Raw genomic sequence first — 16,197 nt, 5'->3', positions numbered from 1 at the left:
AATGCAAGAGGACCATTTAAATCCTCCACCTAATCAGCTTCTTTATGAATTTCATTTTGAATGGTGTATAAGGTGGGTAGGTTATTCGCATAAAGCGGCCCAAAGCCCCTTGGCGGAGAATGCTTTTGTCGTTTGAGAAGGTGCGGAAACCGTGGATGCCGTGGGAACGGCCCATGCCGCTTTCGCCAACGCCGCCAAACGGTAAATGAGTATTTGCTAGGTGAATGATGGAATCATTGATCACGGCTCCGCCGGAAGAAGTTTCGCGCAGCACTTGGTCGATATCCAATTTGCTATTGGAATACATGTAAAGGACCAATGGCTTTGGACGATCGTTGATAAAATGAATCACTTCAGAAAGTTCTTTGTAAGGAATGATTGGTAGGATAGGACCAAAGATTTCTTCCTTCATCAAATTGGCCTGTGGCGGAATTTTAGTGATCAGAGTCGGCCCAATAAAATGTTTTTCGCTGTCAGAATCGCCGCCGAAAATAATCTGAGCTCCGGCATCGACGGCTTCTTTCACAAGACCAATCAGTCGATCCGTGTGGTGCCGTGAAATCATACGAGCATAATCCGGGGATGATTGAAGTTCACCAGAGTTCAGATGCAAAGCTGCTTTGATTTTTTCTTGTAGCAAGTTTGAAAATTTCGCCTGAATATCTTGGTGCACAAAAAGATAATCGGGAGCAACACAAGTTTGCCCCGCATTCAGGCACTTCGCCCAAGCAAGTTTTTCAGCCGCAACCTCGAGATCAGCCGATTTATCGACAATCGTGGGACTTTTTCCACCTAATTCCAAAGTGACAGGAGTCAGATGTTTCGCAGCCGCTTCCATAATCAAACGACCGACCCGGGAGCTACCTGTATAGAAAATATGATCGAACGGAAATTGCAAAAGTGCTTGCGTTGTTTCCGGTCCACCTTGCACAAAGTGAATATGTTCGGGAGAAAAATATTTTTCTATCAACTGTCCCATTAAGGAACTGGTATGACGGCTGTATTCAGAAGGTTTAATAATAACACAGTTCCCCGCCGCCACAGCGGAAACCAAGGGAGCCATCGTTAAGTAAAAAGGATAATTCCATGGCGAGATCAACAGGCACACGCCACGAGGTTCGTAAGCAATTTCGCTTTTCGTACCCAACATCATCAGGGGAGTAGAAACACGCTGTGGCTTCATCCAAGTGCGCAAGTGCTTCAAGGCAAACTTGATTTCATGCACAACAGAATAAATTTCCGTCATCAAGGTTTCAAACTGAGGTTTCTGAAAATCAAGTTCGAGAGCGCGGCAGATCTCGGTTTGATGATTCTCCACCAGCTTCTGCAACGTCAACAGATGTTCGCGGCGAGTCTCATAGGGCTCTTTGCGAAGTTGCAAACTGTATTGGCGTTGATGAAGATAGATTTGCTCAAGCATGACTCTATCATAGGGGAGTCAGCTTGAAGAGCAATGGCTTTTCGCAATTACCTGTTAAAAAGAGAACTGTTGCGCGCAAAGACCCGCACGGAACAGCTTTCGCGTTTGTTTTACGACTTTGTTTAAGACAGCATCACCTTGAGGAGTGTCCATAAGTTCAGGGTGATATTGAGTTAAAAGGATGCGTCCATTTTTTCCTTCTAAGGCTTCAGTGATACCGTCAGGTCCGACACCCGCCAATTCAAGAGGGCCACCTTCTTTAAAGATAATTGCTTGGTGGTGAATTGAATTGATTTTGATGGTTTTGAAATAAGAAAGCGCGTCACCTAATAAATTGTTTTTCGTTTTCAACAGCGTCATTGAGTGCCAGTTGTTCGCGTGCTCAATCGCGCCCTTGATGTGAAATGGAATGTCTTGGATCAATTTATAACCTAATGCGACTGATGTAATCTGAGCGCCACGGCAAACGGCGAAAAGAAAACCTTTCTCAGCTGAGGTGTAGGCCTTGATCAACGCAATTTCGAATCGATCTCTGGCGGGAATCGTGTTTTTTGCATGGAAGTTTTCTTTTTTATATGTACTTGGGTCTACGTCATCACCACCCAAATGCACCAGCATTGGAAATTCATTTACGATATGGTTAAAAAGAACGCGTGTTTCACTATTCGAAAGACCTAGATTTGCCATGATCGGGAGCAAAAAACTTTTTTGACCATTACGAGTAAAGCTTCCGGCAAAGTTTTCCAAGCGTTGCGAGTTTTTCGTATAGTCTTTCGGTGCATTGGCCATAATCAAAGTACGGGACGTGCTATCTCCGCTGAGCGGTTTAAATTCAGACAACGTAAGATCAGGTGTTCGTCCTTCAAATAACTCCATCAAGTCTGCTGAGCGCTCCATATTTAAGAGATATCGTTGGGCTGCTTGCTCTGGCGTCTCGCTGCTGCGGACGGGGATAATGAGAGGAATAAGCGTTTGCTGAGCATGCCATTCATACAGGCGAATAGATGCGTCAGCTTTCGCAAAAGAGAAAGCCAATGAGAAAATAGCGGCAATAAGATAACAATATGGTTTCATAGCTAGAGATAGAGCAATACAAGATCAATGCCACGGGGCTCTTTGTATTTAGTTTCACTAAGAGTAAATAATCTCAATTTGAGACGGCTAAGATCCGCGCGGCTGTGTGCCGGAAATTGGCCCCGAGATCCTAAGTCCTGCGAATTTTTAACCCAGACTGAAGTCTTAAAACCTTTGGTATTCATCTATGTCATTCGGCGAAAATCTCTTGAGTCTCTCCCTCATTTCGTGAAACATTCTGTAACTGTGATTGTATCAATTAACGATCAAACGACATCATGAAGGGAGTCAAAATGATCAAAACACTATTGGCAGCATTGGTTGTAACTTTTGCTGTTCATGCACAAGCGGAAACTTTGAAACTCGACACAAAAGCCAGCACGGTTGCTTGGAAGGGTTTCAAAAAAATGGGAAGCACACACAATGGTGGCATCTCTGTTAAAGAAGGTAATATCGAAACAAATAAAAAAGGCGAGATCACAGCTGGTCTGGTCACTATCGATATGGCGACGATCACAAATGAAGATTTGAAAGACAGCGCTGACTACCAAAAGAAATTGATCGGTCACTTGTCTAATGAAGATTTCTTCAACGTGACAAAGTTCCCAACATCAACTTTTAAAATCACAAGCGTAACTAAGAAATCAGGTGACGAGTACACTGTAAAAGGTGACTTCACAATGATCGGTCAAACAAATCCAATCGAATTCCCAGCGAAAATCAAAACTGATAAAGGTGTGACAACTGGTGAAGCGACTGTGAAAATCGACCGCACAAAATGGGGTCTTAAATACGGTTCTGGTAACTTCTTTAAAGAACTTGCTGGCGACAAAATCATCAGTGACGAGTTTGAATTGACTTTGAAGCTTGTAGCTAAAAAGTAATAAAAAGCCTTAAAGCCTGGTGCGCGATCAAGCGCGCATCTGGGCCGGCTCATTAAACCTATTCTCCCGAAAACTTTTTCTCCAGGCTATTTCCCACTTTTTCCAACAAAGCCGAAAACTGCTCTTGCTCTGACTTACTTAAGCCTTCAATAAAAATCTTAGCGACATCTTCATATACTTTTTTGATAGCTGGTGTGTACTTCTGTCCCTTTTTAGATAAGCGAACCATCCACTGGCGGCCATCGTCCTTAGATTTAACTTTTTCCACCAACCCCTGACGAATCATCTGTTGTACGGAGCGCGTGATTGTCGCTGGATCGGTGTACGTATAAAGTGCCAAGGTTTTAAGATTCATTTCGCCATTGCGATCTAGCCAGCGCATGATGGTGAGTTGGCGATGTCCTAAGGGCATATCCTTAATCATCGTATTGATATGCAGGCTCAGGCTGCGGCGAACGAACATATAGTTTTCAAGAGTTTCAATTGCTCGGCTCATAGTTTTTTACTGTACCAGTAAAGAATTGTTTGAGGAGGCTTTTCTTTTGTTGCGGGTGCGTCGGGTCTTATGATTTTTGGGACGCAAATCTGTCACCGACGTGTTTAGAAATTAACATCGCTATTTGTCTCAAGTTGAGACAAATCACAGCGAGCAGCAATCTGTCGGTGTTGGTTCGTTGGATCAGTTATTGTAAGAACCTCTCTTGAACATCCTGTTTTTAAGGGAGAAGTGTATCTTATGAAGGTCTCTAACATTGCGGCTCTTTCTGTCGTTTTTTTTATTTCTGTAAATGCGATCGCCGCCGGGCCCATGTGCGCAGATCTCTTTTCCAAGCGCTCCAATAAATCGAATGCTCCATCTGTCGTGGTTATTTCCGGAACCAATCGTGAAGGGGCAAATTCTTTAAAAGTGGCAGAGACAATGCGTGAACTTTTATTGGATGAAGGTGCTCAAGTCGAAGTTTTAGATTTAGCCAAAGTTCCGCCAACAACATACTCCTCACAAAACTATTCTCATACGCCTAAAACATTTCAAAAAAAATTTGATGAGCCTATTGCCAAAGCTGAAAGCATTGTTGTCGTGGTCCCTGAGTATTTCGGTTCCTTCCCTGGAATTTTAAAAACTTTCTTTGATTATGTTCAGGCGCCACTTGCTGGTAAATCCATAACTCTGGTTGGAATTTCCGCTGGAAAGTGGGGAGCTCGTAACGCTCTTGCCGGATTTGCTGAGACGCTGACGCACAGAAAAGCTTCTGTGTCTGGAACAAGTCGCATTAATATCGAAAATGTCGAATCAAAAGTAGATGAAACTCAAGTGATAGACGCGGATATTCGTAAACGCATGAAATCGGCGGCACAGGAAATCGTCGAGTCGATGGTGGCGCAAAGAGGCGAAGAAGTTCCCGTAGAAAAATTGCAAAAACTTGTGACGGCACAAATACACTCTGAAGTGTCACTCAACTCTGGTTTGACAGTGTCAGGCACTCTGTCAAATGTGATTTTGAATGAGAAAAATAATTCAGTGGCCTATATCCAAACATCTGGGCCAACCAGCTTGAAAGATCAGTACCGCACGCACGTGGGTCAAACTCCTGATATGCATAAAACTGGCTTTGGAACTCCTGTTGGAGTTCTTAAAAACGGCATTCGAATTTCTACTCTAAAAAATCCTGAAGATATTGGATTGATCGAAGGCGAGCGCGCTAAACTTGAGTTTAGTTCTGGTGTCGTTGTTGAGGGGACTTTTGTTAGGTCCCAGAAGTCTCGTCAAGGATACTTGCAAATTGTAACATTTATGGATTGCACCGTGACTCTGAATGGAAAATTTCTCTTCCGTCCTTCATGGGGAAGATTTGATATGGGAGTCGGTGAATCCGTGGTGCAAGTTAAACTCTAACTTGACCCCGGTCCTTATCTCCGTTACTTCCATAGCATGAAAATTCAAAAGACTTTGACCACGACTCCGAAAGCCCTTCCTCCATCTGACAAACTTGGATTTGGACAGTACTTTTCGGACCATATGTTCGTTGCGAAATATCGTGAGGGTCAAGGCTGGTATGAGGCGAAGATTGAGCCTTATGGACCGTTCTCGGTTGATCCAGGGGCTTCTGTATTTCATTATGGCCAAGCCCTTTTTGAAGGTATGAAGGCCTTCCGCCAACAAGATGGTAAAATCGTCTTTTTCAGACCTGAATTTAATTACCACCGCCTCGTGGAGGGCGCAGAGCGTATTTGTTTGCAACCACCTCCAATGGAACTTTTCATGAAAGCGATTCATGAACTTGTGGCCGTAGATGAAAAATGGATTCCTCAAGATCCAAGCACGTCACTCTATCTTCGTCCGACTTTGATCGGCACGGAAGCTTTCTTGGGTGTGCGTCCTTCCCATGAAACTGTGTTCTATGTTTTATTGTCGCCGGTGGGTTCTTACTACAGCGAGGGCACAAAGCCTGTTCGCATTTGGACAGAAGAAAAATACATTCGCGCAGCTCCTGGCGGCCTTGGTGCTGTCAAAGCAGGTGCGAACTATGCTGCTAGCCTGAAAGCCGCTTACGAGGCGAAGCAAAAGGGTTACGCGCAAGTTTTGTGGTTGGATGTTGATCACGAAGGAATCGAAGAAGTCGGCACAATGAATGTGTTCTTTGTTTTTGATAATGAGATCGTGACGCCTGCTTTGAATGGTAGCATTCTTGCCGGTGGGACTCGTGGCGCGGTGATTGATGTTTTGAAATCTAAAAATCTTCCAATCGTCGAGCGTCGTGTGACAATCACAGAAGTGATTGAAAAACTTCAGCAAGGTCGCTTGAAAGAAGCTTTCGGTACAGGAACGGCTGCGGTGATTTCACCAATTGGAACTTTGTCATATAAAGGCAAGGAATGGGTGATCAACAACAACGAAAATGGCCCTCTTAGCACCGAGCTTTATAAAGAGATCACATCCATCCAGCGTGGCACGGCTCCAGATCGTTTCAACTGGATTGTGCCTCTAGAAAAAATCTAAAAATCACTGATACGTTTTTAAAATTTTATCGAGGGTGCCATTTTTCTGAATGGCATCGATGGCCTTGTTTAATTTTTCCAGAGTGATTTTTTTGGATTTTTTAGACAAAGCACACTTCGTCATTATCGTATCCATTTCAATGGCAGCGCTGTCTAAATTGGAATAGATTTTCTTGTAGTAGTTGTATTCCAGATTCGACATGATAATGGCGCTGATTCGTCCATTTAAAAGCTTTTGTAGATTAGATTCATTGTTAGGTCCATCTTCGCGCAGAATACGCTTAGAAATGAAATGCGGTTCAAGGTCGCGATAGACAAAATTGAGAACAGTACCCACCCGCAAGCCATAAAGGTCTTTGATTTGATGCAGTGGTTTGTTGCCAATGTAAACGATAACATTTGAGCTCTCATAGACGTCACGACTCCAATAGACATCTTTTGCGATTTTTGTTTGCCAGATTTCGTTAAGGTGGCAGATCACGTTTGCGGAGCCTGAGAGAAGGCTTGGAGCCACTCGTTTTTTAGGCAATAACGTGATCGTTGGTACAAGATGCATTTCTTTAAAAAGAGCTTCGCCCAAATCTTTTAAGATTCCAGCGTCTAAGGTCTGCGTATTTTGAATGCGTTTGATATCAACCAGAGGCATGGCATAGTCGGAATTGACTCCATAGGTAGCTGAAGACAAATTTCCGGGCTCAGCCGCGTGTGCCGCCCAGGGGTTCCAGCTTAAGACCAGTGTTAAAAGCAGCATCCTCATAAAAACAAGTTTAGCCTGCATCTACGAGATGTCACCAACTTTCACTGAAACGGGGCGAATCGCAATGGCTTTCTGCTGCAATTCACCAGCAAAGGGTAGAACTTTAATAGATATCTTGCTTGAAGCTTCGCTCTGGATTCGGAGTTGCGACCTTGATCACGTCAAAATAGATTCGTCCAATCTCGCGCCCATCCGTTGTTTCGACACTGATCCGCCATTCGCCTTCGGAATAGTTTTGCTTGCTGGTGTAGCCGCGATAACCTTGTTTGCGTCCCCCGGCAATGCTCATCGGAATACGGTCTGTAGTTTGCCAACCACGGCGAGGGTCTTTGTAATACCAATGTAAAATCACTGAATCACTAAATCGCGCAGGAGAAAAGATTTGCGCAAAGAAATAAATTTTGTCCCCCGGTTCGGCCACGAATTGCTGATCACCTTTTCGCCAAAACATCCACGCTGGATTTTCATGGGACAGTAAGTACTTGCCATCTTGCTTTTCGATTCCGTGATAAATGCCCATGTTCGGGATAGAGAGAGGAACCGGCGGAATCCAACCGACAAAATAAAACAAAACAAAAAGCGCAAGAACGCCACCACCCGGAGCTAAAATACTGCGGATCAGCGTTTTGCGACTCTCGATCCTCTTCTGTAAAAGGTGAACGATGCCGTAAAGAACGCCAGCCGTCGCGAGAACCGAGAGTAAAAACGGCACATATCCCACGAACCCCAAAATGACTGGAATCGTCATAGAGAAAAACGAAAACACGCAGATTACATACAGACCGATTTTAATATCGACCTTGGATTCTTGGACGCGCTTGAGTTCATTGGCCACCATAATGACCAAAAGAAGCAAAACAAAAATAATTGAAGAAAAGATGGAAGCACTCTTAAGAAAGAACAACGAGTAAACGCTGAGCAGGCTCCCTAAGAGAAAATGCAAAATCAACTGGCGGTAATTCCAAATCTTTTCAAGACGCGGGGAGGGTTGAAAAAGATGATGTGTTCCCAAAAAATCGTAGAACAAAATAAATCCGAGAACAAGTAAGTACACGACTTGCTGAGCGATACTCAGAGGATCGTCGATGTCAGAAAGAGTGAAAATATCAAAGAAGAATCCACCCAAGAAGAAGGCGATATCGACTTTAGTTTCATTTTGTTCGTAATAATGAAGAACGCGGTTTTTTAGTTGTGTCATAGATGTGATATCAGGATAAAAGGAAGCACCGAGTTTATCAAGAAGCGTCTTAAAAAATGGAGTAATTGCTCTCTGAAAATCATGTTTTTTGTAGCGTCATTTTACGACTTTTTCACTCTGAAACCACTCTCATTTTGAGTAGAGAATTTTTTTAACCTTTTTGTTTGGTCGATGTGTCTATGCTTTGTTAGGGTTAATGTAGAACCTTTAACCAAGGAGAGACATGACTGTATCAACCTACGAATTCTCAAACAAAGAAGATAGAGAAACAGCATTTAATAACATCGTAAAGTGGTATGGGCCCACAGTTGTAAAAAAAGTTGAGATCCTCGATCTCAATGTCGAAGCCTCTGAAGAAATCTCGAGCGAAGCCCACAAGATCATCGAAAAGCATTGCGGCCGTTTAAAGGTCGATACCGTATAACTCGAGTGTAGAGCCAAAATTGGCAGCCACACAAAGGCGTCTCACAGTGAAACGCCCATAGATAATAAAACCCGGAACCAGTCGGAACATGCTTTGCAAATTCCTTCCATTGATGGTGTGCCATCAAAGTGAGGCTATTTTGTGAACCGCTGGTTCTTGGGTGCTTTTTCCATTCTTTTTCAAGTTTGCGCCGCTTATGCGCAAGAAGCCACATTTGGCCCTGAATTCAATTTTACAAACGAAAACCTCATACAGGCGGGACGCGCTCTTGGGCCGTCCGTCGTCAACTCTGACGCCAATACGGCTGCACAAAAAGCCTTCCTGGCAGAAGTCCGCAAAAAATGTCCTGATTGCCAAGCAAAGCGCATTCAAGACAAATATCGTATCGATGCTTTCAAGGTCCAGACGCCAGAAGGGTGGAGTTTCACAATCATGTTGGACCCATGGGTGGTGGAAGTGACAACGTCGCCTATGACGGCAAAGGAAGTAGCTCGCAATGCTCCGCGAATTCAAGAGTTGATCTTTAATTCTGCCACGGCTGTGGGTTTGTATCCGTCGCAAAAAACTTCGGGCCATCTGCATATTGGGATTTCTTCGGCATTTCAACGTGATCCCCATGCTGTTCGAAATTTTATTGTGGATTGGGTGAACCATTCGCTCGCAACCGCGCACGCCTTTCATTGGAGCCCTGCAAATGCAGCACCTATGGCGGCAATTTATACGACTGATAGTGAGAGTCTTCTGCATCGCTTTCATAAGTTTCTCGGCGAGTGGGATAAGGAATATCGGGAGTATCTGAAATTTCTCGGTCCCGAAACACTGCTTTCCAATTTATTTGAAGGAATGCGAAGTGAAGTTTACGTGAAGTCCTATTCGGGATTTGTTCCATTTACAAAATACCAAAATCTCAACGTCGATCATTTCGAAGGCTTCCCGAAAGAAGAACAGACATTGGAATTGCGTGGTATGCGCGAGTTTCAAGACGCAGAGGAATTTGCTCGCTATACGGAGATCATGCAAGGGCGTATTGATTACCTCAAGAATGTGGAGATTTTAATTCCAGTGGAACTTGAGACCAATCAAAAAAATCGATACCAAATATTTGATGAATATATTTATCAGGCCAAGGGCGATGTGGAGTACGCACGCCGTAAATCTACAATCGGAACAAATATTCCGATCCGTATTTCCTGTGAGGGCTTGTTTTAAGAAAAATTATGAAAAAGCATTTTGTATACTCGCTTTTGTTAGCTCTCAGTTTAAGTTCTCAGTCCTTCGCGGCTTCTTGGGACCAGAGTTTACCTTTGGTAGAAGGATCTGAAAAAGCAGAGGCGTTTTTGAAGATCCGCAATTTGATTCCTGCTTTGGGGGAAGGCGCTATCAACTACGCCATTGATCCCGTTACACTTTTCAGTCAACAACTGCAAATTCAATCAATGATGAACGCCAGTGCTGAGTACGAGAAATTGCGTTCTGGGCACGGAGAGTTGATGCAGTTTCAAGTTCTGGACGGCAAAACAAGTGGTGGCGAAAATCCTGAAAAGGTTCTGAATTGGAATCTATGGACCGAACGCTCTCATCAAATTGCGCAAAGCCGCGGATTAACGAATCCCGATGCGGTTGCTCAAGAAATTCTAAAAACGCTGTCGTCACAACTTTTAGGAAAAAGCCAAGGCATTGTTGTGGGACTTGCGCAAATCTTGCCCGGAACACTAAAAAAGGAATTCTTCTCTGCATCACCTGAAGCAAAAATTAAAATTCTCCAAGAGAATCTTCCCGCGGAGATTGTATCGCAAGGTTTTGCTCCAGATCGCCTCGGTTGGACCGATGCCAGTATCACAAAGGAAGAGATTATTTCTCGTTTTCAGCAGGCTCTGCAAGTGGAGCAGAATTTAACTGTTTTGATGGTTGAGCACTATGCATCCCTGCAAAGCCGTTTGTCTTCACCGAAAGACTACGCTCAAATCTGGAAAGTAGACGCCGCAACAAAGAAATCTCTCGAACAATGGTTTATCTCAAACGTAGCAAAAATGATTCCCCAAGAAAAAGCGGCCGCTGTGACAATGACGTTACGTGAAGTTCCTCCTGTGGTGGGGCTTTTCCGTGGTTTTGCTGGAAATGACTGCGCCACGAAATTCAGTTTTCCATTTGTGAATTCACCTAATGAATACACTTTCCTTGTCTATGATACGAAAGGCGCAGTAAAAGGGTATGTGCAGGGGACAAAAGTTGTAGCCGAAGGGAAAAATGTTTTCTATTTGCACACGATCACAGGACCTCGTCTCTCAAAAAAAGAAACGCACGAGATTCTTTCGCTCTTTCATCAAGAAAAAGCTCGCTTCGGTGCCTCTGAGATTCTTTTGCCAAATCCCGAAAAAATTACGACTCTCATAAATTTCCTCCCAGTGAGGGAGGCTATTCAGGAAGTTGTTTCGACTGAGTTCAAGGACCTGAGCTATCAGGATGCCGAGATCCGCAAAGAGTTTAAAGAAACTTTTAAAATCGGTCCGGATTACGACGATCCAAATGGAAACCTAAAAGGTCAAAGATTGCATGCCAACAAGCTCTCTCCAGTAAACATCAGTGTCAGTCAAGCTATGGGACTTGAAAGCGTGAGTACAGCTGTCGAAAAGAATGTACTTTTAGGTGTGCTCATGCAGCTCAGAAAACAAAACGTCGAAAACAATGCAGCGATTTTGAAGGCCTTAGTTCCGTATGCGGGTGTTTCTGTGGGCGATATCGCTGAACTGGTTCGGTATTCAAAAAATGGAAGTCCCAAAGAAGAGGGGCAACCAGTCAAAGAGTTTCTTGATACTTTCCACAAACAATTGGTGAAAACGGGCTTTGACGTTTCTGAAGATTATCTCCTAAAAAACATCGGTCTTGTGGCGCAGGGATTGTTGAGGGCGCCTGATCTCTTAAGCCATCCCAAGATTTTTAAAAGTGTGAGTGATTCCTTGCTTGATCTGGGGCAAGGGATTTTTCTCGCGGACTTCTTGTTGGAAAACGCCGATCCACTTATGAACAAAGAATACGCAGCAAAATTCTTTAGGTCTTTTTATAACGACATTCATGTATCGGAGTCTATCAGCAGCGGTAAGTTGATCAGTAAAATTCTTATTAAGAACCCGGGGCTTATTTTTTCGAATAAAGAAATTCTCGCGTCTATCGTTCGCTCAAAAAAAGCACGCCAGTCGATGATTTCTTTCTTCCGTGCGAATCCTCAATGGGCGTCTTCTCTTGCGCTTGTTCCTGAAGCTCAGGCTCTTTTAAAAGAGCGTCAGGCTTATATTATGGCGGTGCAGGAAAAAGTTCGCGAGCTTCAAGCCACGACAAGTGAAGCTGAATATATGAAACTCATCACGCGATTTAAAGACCGATGGGAACCCAAAAGTGATGGTCCCGAAATCGCCCGCGATCTTTTGTCGATGACCGCAGATCATTATCTATCACTTAAGCCAGACGTCACTCTTGAAAAAGCTAGGAATCTTTTAGCGGGGTCTGAAAAGTACGCCCGTACTTTGCGTCGTCTTGAAGCCTCGAAAGTTGATTGGAAAAGCCTCAAAGGCATTCGCTGCGAAAGTTTATTCTAGGGAATATTATGAAGATTAAAGACTTAACTCCAGAAGAGTATCAGCAAGTAGGTGAGCTTGAGATTATTAACATCTTACCTGTCTTAAAAAGTGTCGGGTTGCCACTAGAGGAAAAACACATGTGGGAGCAACTCGAGCATTTTGCGAATGCCGAGATTGTTCTTACTAAAACCGAAAACCGCATTGATGGATTCTTTATGTTCGTTATTGAGAATCGCCGCATTCAGCTAGTTTCTTTCAATATGGGGGCGAAACTTCAAGCGGATTCGCTCAGAGATCTCCTTAGACAGTTCCGCGATCAAGTTGCGACACTTGATGTAGATGAAGTGACAAGCCGTGCCCATCTCACCAATACGCGATCCATCAATTTTCATAAACGCATGGGGTTTACGATTCAAAGTTCAAATGAGCACCATCATGAGTTTCGTGCTTCAAAAGATGCGTTATTAGAAAAAGTAAAGCTTCGGGTTTAAGGCCCGCTTTGCAGGCCCACAAGGTAGTTGTGCGTTATCAAAAGCACAAAATAAAAAGGCGCGGTTTGACCAGCGCCTTTTTATTTCTGCAAAGCTCAAGAGCTTATTTACCTAAAGAAGCCAAAGCTGCATCGTAGTTGGGCTCGTTGACAATTTCAGAAACTTGTTCAACGTAAAGAACTTTGTTGTCAGCTGAAAGAGTCACAACTGCGCGCGAAAGAAGTCCCGCCAGAGGAGAGTCTATGATTTGCAATCCCCAGTCTTTGCCAAATGTGCTTCTGAAGCTAGAAAGAGATTCGCAGTTTTTAATGCCTTCAGCACCGCAGAAACGAGCTTGAGCAAATGGAAGGTCAGCTGAAATATTTAAAACAACAGTGTTGTCCAATTTAGCAGCTTCTTGGTTGAAGCGACGAACAGAAGCTGCACAAGTTCCGGTATCAACGCTTGGGAAGATATTCAAAACTTTCTTTTTGCCTGCATAAGATTGCAAGCTTGCTTCTGAAAGATCGGCTTTCACCAATTTAAAATCTTGTGCTGTCGTTCCTTTTTCAGGAAGAGAACCAGATGTTGTAACAGGATTTCCTTTAAGAGTAATTTTTGCCACGATTGGCTCCTTTGTTGCGAATAGAGAGATATCACCATAACAGTGACTCCTATCAGTCAGCAATATAATGACTTCGTAGGTCATATATCTTGCAGTCTGAATGCAATCTCCGTAGGCTTTTAGCTAGCTTTTAACATGAAGGATATTTTGTGCGCATCAGACAAGTGGGTTTCTCATCTCGACTTAAGGCTCATCGAAAAGTACTCACTCTTGAGACGTTGAAGTTTATCGTGGAGTACTTAAAAGACGGCGATGCTCGTCATGCAGCCTTGCGTTCAGGAGTTCCTGAGAACTATGCTTCACGCCAAGGTGCGTGGCTTAAAAAGCATGCGATTGTTTTAGCTGCGATGGATGCAGAGGTTGACGAGAGGGAGCAGCTTCGTTTGCAAAAGGCGATCGCAGAAATCGATCGCCAGATGGAGGTTTGCAAAGAAATTTTAAACTTGCAGGATTTCTAGAACGGATCTTAGATCCGTTCCAAATTTCTAGCCTATTTTACGAAGGTGCATTGCATTTCAATTGGGTCTTCCGGGTAAAACATTTTAATGCCGCTGTTTTCAAAAAAGCCCTTGGATTCGATAAACGCGCCGCCAGTGAAAGAGTTGCCAGAGTAGTCTTCAAAAAGAGCCGCTGACAGTACGCCCATTTTACCAAACTGAATCGAGAATTGCGCCATATCACCCACATATTTCAAGCCCAGATTCTGAATGCTGTCTTGAAAGCGAGAGTGAATTTTTCCGTTCAAATCACTGATGCTCACTTCAATTTTTTTATCCTGTGAATTGATCTGGAAATGAACTTCTTGGCTGTCACATTTCAGTACGCCCGCAAAGCTATTTAAGGAAAACAATGTGGCCATGGTTAAGATCATATATTTCATATTCAGGCTCCTCGGGTTACTTGCCGTAAATTGTAATACGATGCCCATATATCAGCCGGTGAGGGCCGCTATATTCAACTTAGGGCGTTCTTATTTCTCAGGATTTGTTATTAGCAAATTAAGGTCCACTTGGGAGGCCTCGCACGGAAATTCGAGGCTTTCCACAATACCTAAATTTCTTTTAGAAAGAGCTGGGCGTTCGGAGAGAGTTGATGATCTCCTTGATGCAAAAGAAACATGCGGTACTCAATCTTTTGCGCCCATGCCGTCATTGTATTTAAGACCTTCACGCCATTTTGGTTGCTAGCGATAAAGTCCGGCACGAAAGCCACTCCCAAATTCAGTTCCGCCATGCGCGCAATGACTTCCCAGCTTTCCACTTCCATTGCGATCTCGGCGTTTTTTCCGGTGTGCTTTTTATAAACTTTTGTCAGCTCATAGAGCCCCGGGCTTTCTTTTGTAACCAAGAAGCGGGGAGTTGGCGGAGTTGGCACATTCTCGGCTGTGATACAGCGAAAGCTGCCTTTGCGTAGAAGCTTACGTTCGAGTCCACTCAATCCGCCGTCATCAATAAGAAGACCTAATTCACACTGGCCACTTTTAACGAGGTGAATGATATCTTGAGCGTTCCCTAGTTGCAGGGAAGGGCGAATTTTCGGAAAAGAGTCGGTGAAATTTTTAAGCAGGGCCGGCAAGAAATAAAATGCAACGCTGGAAGAGGTTGCAATCGTAAGCGAACCGGAGGGTTCTTTCTTTAGGCCCTTGAGATCTCCTTTGAGTTCCGTCACCAGCTTCATCAGAGATTCGGATTTTTGAACAAGGAGTTTGCCTTCCTCGGTGAGCTTAAAGCGATTGCGAGTATGCACGAGAAGCTGGCACTCTAAAATTTCTTCTAATTTGCGGATGGCCTGACTGATAGCGGGCTGGCTCACGCCCAATTTTTTAGCAGCGGCTGCGATTCCACCTAGTTCGGCAGCAGTTTGAAAATAGCGCAGGTGATAGAGATTGGGCTCATTCATAATAACAATTCCTTATTATTAAAATGAAATTAATCCATTTTTCTTTTTTACGCAATGAGTATAGAACCCCATCATAACCAAAGGGGATCACTGTGAAGTATTTATTAGCTATCGTGTCAATGTTCGTAGGTACGTCTGCTTGGGCCACTCAAAAAGAATGCTCCATTAAGCACACCCTGGCAGGAAAACAAACGGAGTCGATCGTAAAGCTCGTTGTGGACGTTAAAGAAGGTACGGACCTGGCGTCTTACCTGTTTGACGGCGTTGTGGGTTCTATAAATGTATTTGTCCGCGAAGTGGATGGTAATTTCTTCGTTGTCCTGAAAGCTGGTAACAGCAAGGTTTCCACGCAAGCAGTCGATGAAGTGCATGTTTCCTTCCATCATGACAATGAGTCCATCGACATGACGTGCTATTAATGATTTGACTGCGCGTCACATTTGTTTGTCGCTTGCCTTTTTGTCCCTGGTGGATGAATGTTGGCCCGCTTAACAAAGAGATTTCAATAAGCCAATAGGAGGCCCTATGAAAGCATTGCTAGCTACACTTGTTACTTTGTCTGCATTCTCTGCACACGCGTTGGAAAGCCATTACGGTAAATTGTCTCAACGTGGTCACGTGTACACTTGCACATTGACTAACAAAACAAACAACACACTTGACATGAAATATGTTGAGTTCTCTTTCTTGCGCATCGGTGGTCACGGTGACCATGAGTTCACAGTAAGAAACCGTATCGATGAGCGCGTTCGCACTGGCGAAAAAATCTCTAACTCTGTAAGCCAATCTTTTGTTCAAACAGCTTACGGTTGCAAATACATCGCAAGATAGTTTTTTGCTAACTTGAGTTAGTGCCAAGCCACAGGTTGAAAGA

The 16,197-nt window shown here is 43.8% G+C and carries 18 protein-coding genes; 10 read left to right on the top strand and 8 right to left on the bottom strand.

The window, feature by feature from the left end; genetic code table 11:
• Positions 1-16 precede the first annotated feature (16 nt).
• Positions 17-1,420, bottom strand: a complete 1,404-nt coding sequence (locus tag ACLWOR_RS13500) for an aldehyde dehydrogenase family protein (RefSeq protein ID WP_413941279.1) — start codon at positions 1,418-1,420, stop codon at positions 17-19.
• Positions 1,421-1,474: 54 nt separating this feature from the next.
• Entirely contained in the window at positions 1,475-2,494 is a 1,020-nt protein-coding gene (locus ACLWOR_RS13495; RefSeq protein ID WP_413941278.1) for a gamma-glutamyl-gamma-aminobutyrate hydrolase family protein, read from the bottom strand.
• A gap of 293 nt (positions 2,495-2,787) precedes the next feature.
• Here ACLWOR_RS13495 and ACLWOR_RS13490 point away from each other — a divergent pair, with 293 nt between their 5' ends.
• A complete protein-coding gene (locus tag ACLWOR_RS13490; RefSeq protein ID WP_413941276.1) occupies positions 2,788-3,378 on the top strand; it encodes a YceI family protein in 591 nt (196 codons plus the stop codon).
• Between the two features lie 58 nt (positions 3,379-3,436).
• On the opposite strand, the gene ACLWOR_RS13485 is transcribed toward ACLWOR_RS13490, so the two are convergent.
• Positions 3,437-3,874, bottom strand: coding sequence for a MarR family winged helix-turn-helix transcriptional regulator (locus tag ACLWOR_RS13485; protein ID WP_413941275.1), 438 nt, complete (start codon positions 3,872-3,874; stop codon positions 3,437-3,439).
• Positions 3,875-4,114: 240 nt separating this feature from the next.
• On the opposite strand from ACLWOR_RS13485, the gene ACLWOR_RS13480 reads away from it, so the two are divergent.
• Both ACLWOR_RS13480 and ACLWOR_RS13475 read left to right on the top strand, forming a co-directional pair.
• On the top strand, positions 4,115-5,272 hold the full coding sequence (locus ACLWOR_RS13480; protein WP_413941274.1) for an NAD(P)H-dependent oxidoreductase: 1,158 nt from the start codon (positions 4,115-4,117) through the stop codon (positions 5,270-5,272).
• 36 nt (positions 5,273-5,308) lie between these two features.
• Positions 5,309-6,376 (top strand): branched-chain amino acid aminotransferase, encoded by a 1,068-nt coding sequence (locus ACLWOR_RS13475; RefSeq protein WP_413941273.1) that lies wholly within the window; start codon positions 5,309-5,311, stop codon positions 6,374-6,376.
• Between the two features lie 3 nt (positions 6,377-6,379).
• Here ACLWOR_RS13475 and ACLWOR_RS13470 read toward each other — a convergent pair whose 3' ends face one another.
• Both ACLWOR_RS13470 and ACLWOR_RS13465 read right to left on the bottom strand, forming a co-directional pair.
• A complete protein-coding gene (locus ACLWOR_RS13470) occupies positions 6,380-7,132 on the bottom strand; it encodes a substrate-binding periplasmic protein (RefSeq protein WP_413941272.1) in 753 nt (250 codons plus the stop codon).
• A 103-nt stretch (positions 7,133-7,235) separates the two neighbouring features.
• On the bottom strand, positions 7,236-8,330 hold the full coding sequence (locus ACLWOR_RS13465) for a DUF2914 domain-containing protein (protein ID WP_413941271.1): 1,095 nt from the start codon (positions 8,328-8,330) through the stop codon (positions 7,236-7,238).
• A gap of 223 nt (positions 8,331-8,553) precedes the next feature.
• Here ACLWOR_RS13465 and ACLWOR_RS13460 point away from each other — a divergent pair, with 223 nt between their 5' ends.
• The 4 genes from ACLWOR_RS13460 to ACLWOR_RS13445 all read left to right on the top strand — a co-directional run bounded on the left by ACLWOR_RS13460 (position 8,554) and on the right by ACLWOR_RS13445 (position 12,820).
• Positions 8,554-8,754 (top strand): hypothetical protein, encoded by a 201-nt coding sequence (locus tag ACLWOR_RS13460; RefSeq protein WP_413941270.1) that lies wholly within the window; start codon positions 8,554-8,556, stop codon positions 8,752-8,754.
• 141 nt (positions 8,755-8,895) lie between these two features.
• Positions 8,896-9,963: a hypothetical protein gene (locus ACLWOR_RS13455; protein WP_413941269.1), complete on the top strand. Its 1,068-nt coding sequence runs from the start codon at positions 8,896-8,898 to the stop codon at positions 9,961-9,963.
• Positions 9,964-9,971: 8 nt separating this feature from the next.
• Complete coding sequence (locus tag ACLWOR_RS13450) at positions 9,972-12,347, top strand: hypothetical protein (protein WP_413941268.1); 2,376 nt, start codon at positions 9,972-9,974, stop codon at positions 12,345-12,347.
• A gap of 8 nt (positions 12,348-12,355) precedes the next feature.
• Positions 12,356-12,820, top strand: coding sequence for a hypothetical protein (locus ACLWOR_RS13445; RefSeq protein ID WP_413941267.1), 465 nt, complete (start codon positions 12,356-12,358; stop codon positions 12,818-12,820).
• Between the two features lie 103 nt (positions 12,821-12,923).
• On the opposite strand, the gene tpx is transcribed toward ACLWOR_RS13445, so the two are convergent.
• Complete coding sequence (tpx, locus tag ACLWOR_RS13440) at positions 12,924-13,424, bottom strand: thiol peroxidase (protein WP_413941266.1); 501 nt, start codon at positions 13,422-13,424, stop codon at positions 12,924-12,926.
• Positions 13,425-13,573: 149 nt separating this feature from the next.
• Here tpx and ACLWOR_RS13435 point away from each other — a divergent pair, with 149 nt between their 5' ends.
• A complete protein-coding gene (locus ACLWOR_RS13435; RefSeq protein ID WP_413941265.1) occupies positions 13,574-13,882 on the top strand; it encodes a hypothetical protein in 309 nt (102 codons plus the stop codon).
• Between the two features lie 32 nt (positions 13,883-13,914).
• On the opposite strand, the gene ACLWOR_RS13430 is transcribed toward ACLWOR_RS13435, so the two are convergent.
• A complete protein-coding gene (locus ACLWOR_RS13430; protein ID WP_413941264.1) occupies positions 13,915-14,304 on the bottom strand; it encodes a hypothetical protein in 390 nt (129 codons plus the stop codon).
• Between the two features lie 170 nt (positions 14,305-14,474).
• A complete protein-coding gene (locus ACLWOR_RS13425) occupies positions 14,475-15,323 on the bottom strand; it encodes a LysR family transcriptional regulator (protein WP_413941263.1) in 849 nt (282 codons plus the stop codon).
• Between the two features lie 92 nt (positions 15,324-15,415).
• Between ACLWOR_RS13425 and ACLWOR_RS13420 the strand changes: the two genes are divergently transcribed.
• A complete protein-coding gene (locus ACLWOR_RS13420; protein ID WP_413941262.1) occupies positions 15,416-15,742 on the top strand; it encodes a hypothetical protein in 327 nt (108 codons plus the stop codon).
• 106 nt (positions 15,743-15,848) lie between these two features.
• Entirely contained in the window at positions 15,849-16,154 is a 306-nt protein-coding gene (locus ACLWOR_RS13415; RefSeq protein WP_413941261.1) for a hypothetical protein, read from the top strand.
• Positions 16,155-16,197 lie beyond the last annotated feature (43 nt).

It is taken from the genome of Bdellovibrio sp. HCB2-146, from assembly GCF_047345725.1.
Classification (GTDB): domain Bacteria; phylum Bdellovibrionota; class Bdellovibrionia; order Bdellovibrionales; family Bdellovibrionaceae; genus Bdellovibrio.
The sequence above is the reverse complement of the archived record's forward strand: the minus strand, read 5'-3'. Positions and strand labels throughout refer to the sequence as shown.

What these genes read in the sequence shown, in the direction of transcription:
- ACLWOR_RS13500 (WP_413941279.1), bottom strand. Translation starts at nt 1,420, where the DNA reads ATGCTTGAGCAAATCTATCTTCATCAACGCCAATACAGTTTGCAACTT.
- ACLWOR_RS13495 (WP_413941278.1), bottom strand. Translation starts at nt 2,494, where the DNA reads ATGAAACCATATTGTTATCTTATTGCCGCTATTTTCTCATTGGCTTTC.
- ACLWOR_RS13490 (WP_413941276.1), top strand. Translation starts at nt 2,788, where the DNA reads ATGATCAAAACACTATTGGCAGCATTGGTTGTAACTTTTGCTGTTCAT.
- ACLWOR_RS13485 (WP_413941275.1), bottom strand. Translation starts at nt 3,874, where the DNA reads ATGAGCCGAGCAATTGAAACTCTTGAAAACTATATGTTCGTTCGCCGC.
- ACLWOR_RS13480 (WP_413941274.1), top strand. Translation starts at nt 4,115, where the DNA reads ATGAAGGTCTCTAACATTGCGGCTCTTTCTGTCGTTTTTTTTATTTCT.
- ACLWOR_RS13475 (WP_413941273.1), top strand. Translation starts at nt 5,309, where the DNA reads ATGAAAATTCAAAAGACTTTGACCACGACTCCGAAAGCCCTTCCTCCA.
- ACLWOR_RS13470 (WP_413941272.1), bottom strand. Translation starts at nt 7,132, where the DNA reads ATGAGGATGCTGCTTTTAACACTGGTCTTAAGCTGGAACCCCTGGGCG.
- ACLWOR_RS13465 (WP_413941271.1), bottom strand. Translation starts at nt 8,330, where the DNA reads ATGACACAACTAAAAAACCGCGTTCTTCATTATTACGAACAAAATGAA.
- ACLWOR_RS13460 (WP_413941270.1), top strand. Translation starts at nt 8,554, where the DNA reads ATGACTGTATCAACCTACGAATTCTCAAACAAAGAAGATAGAGAAACA.
- ACLWOR_RS13450 (WP_413941268.1), top strand. Translation starts at nt 9,972, where the DNA reads ATGAAAAAGCATTTTGTATACTCGCTTTTGTTAGCTCTCAGTTTAAGT.
- ACLWOR_RS13445 (WP_413941267.1), top strand. Translation starts at nt 12,356, where the DNA reads ATGAAGATTAAAGACTTAACTCCAGAAGAGTATCAGCAAGTAGGTGAG.
- ACLWOR_RS13430 (WP_413941264.1), bottom strand. Translation starts at nt 14,304, where the DNA reads ATGAAATATATGATCTTAACCATGGCCACATTGTTTTCCTTAAATAGC.
- ACLWOR_RS13425 (WP_413941263.1), bottom strand. Translation starts at nt 15,323, where the DNA reads ATGAATGAGCCCAATCTCTATCACCTGCGCTATTTTCAAACTGCTGCC.
- ACLWOR_RS13415 (WP_413941261.1), top strand. Translation starts at nt 15,849, where the DNA reads ATGAAAGCATTGCTAGCTACACTTGTTACTTTGTCTGCATTCTCTGCA.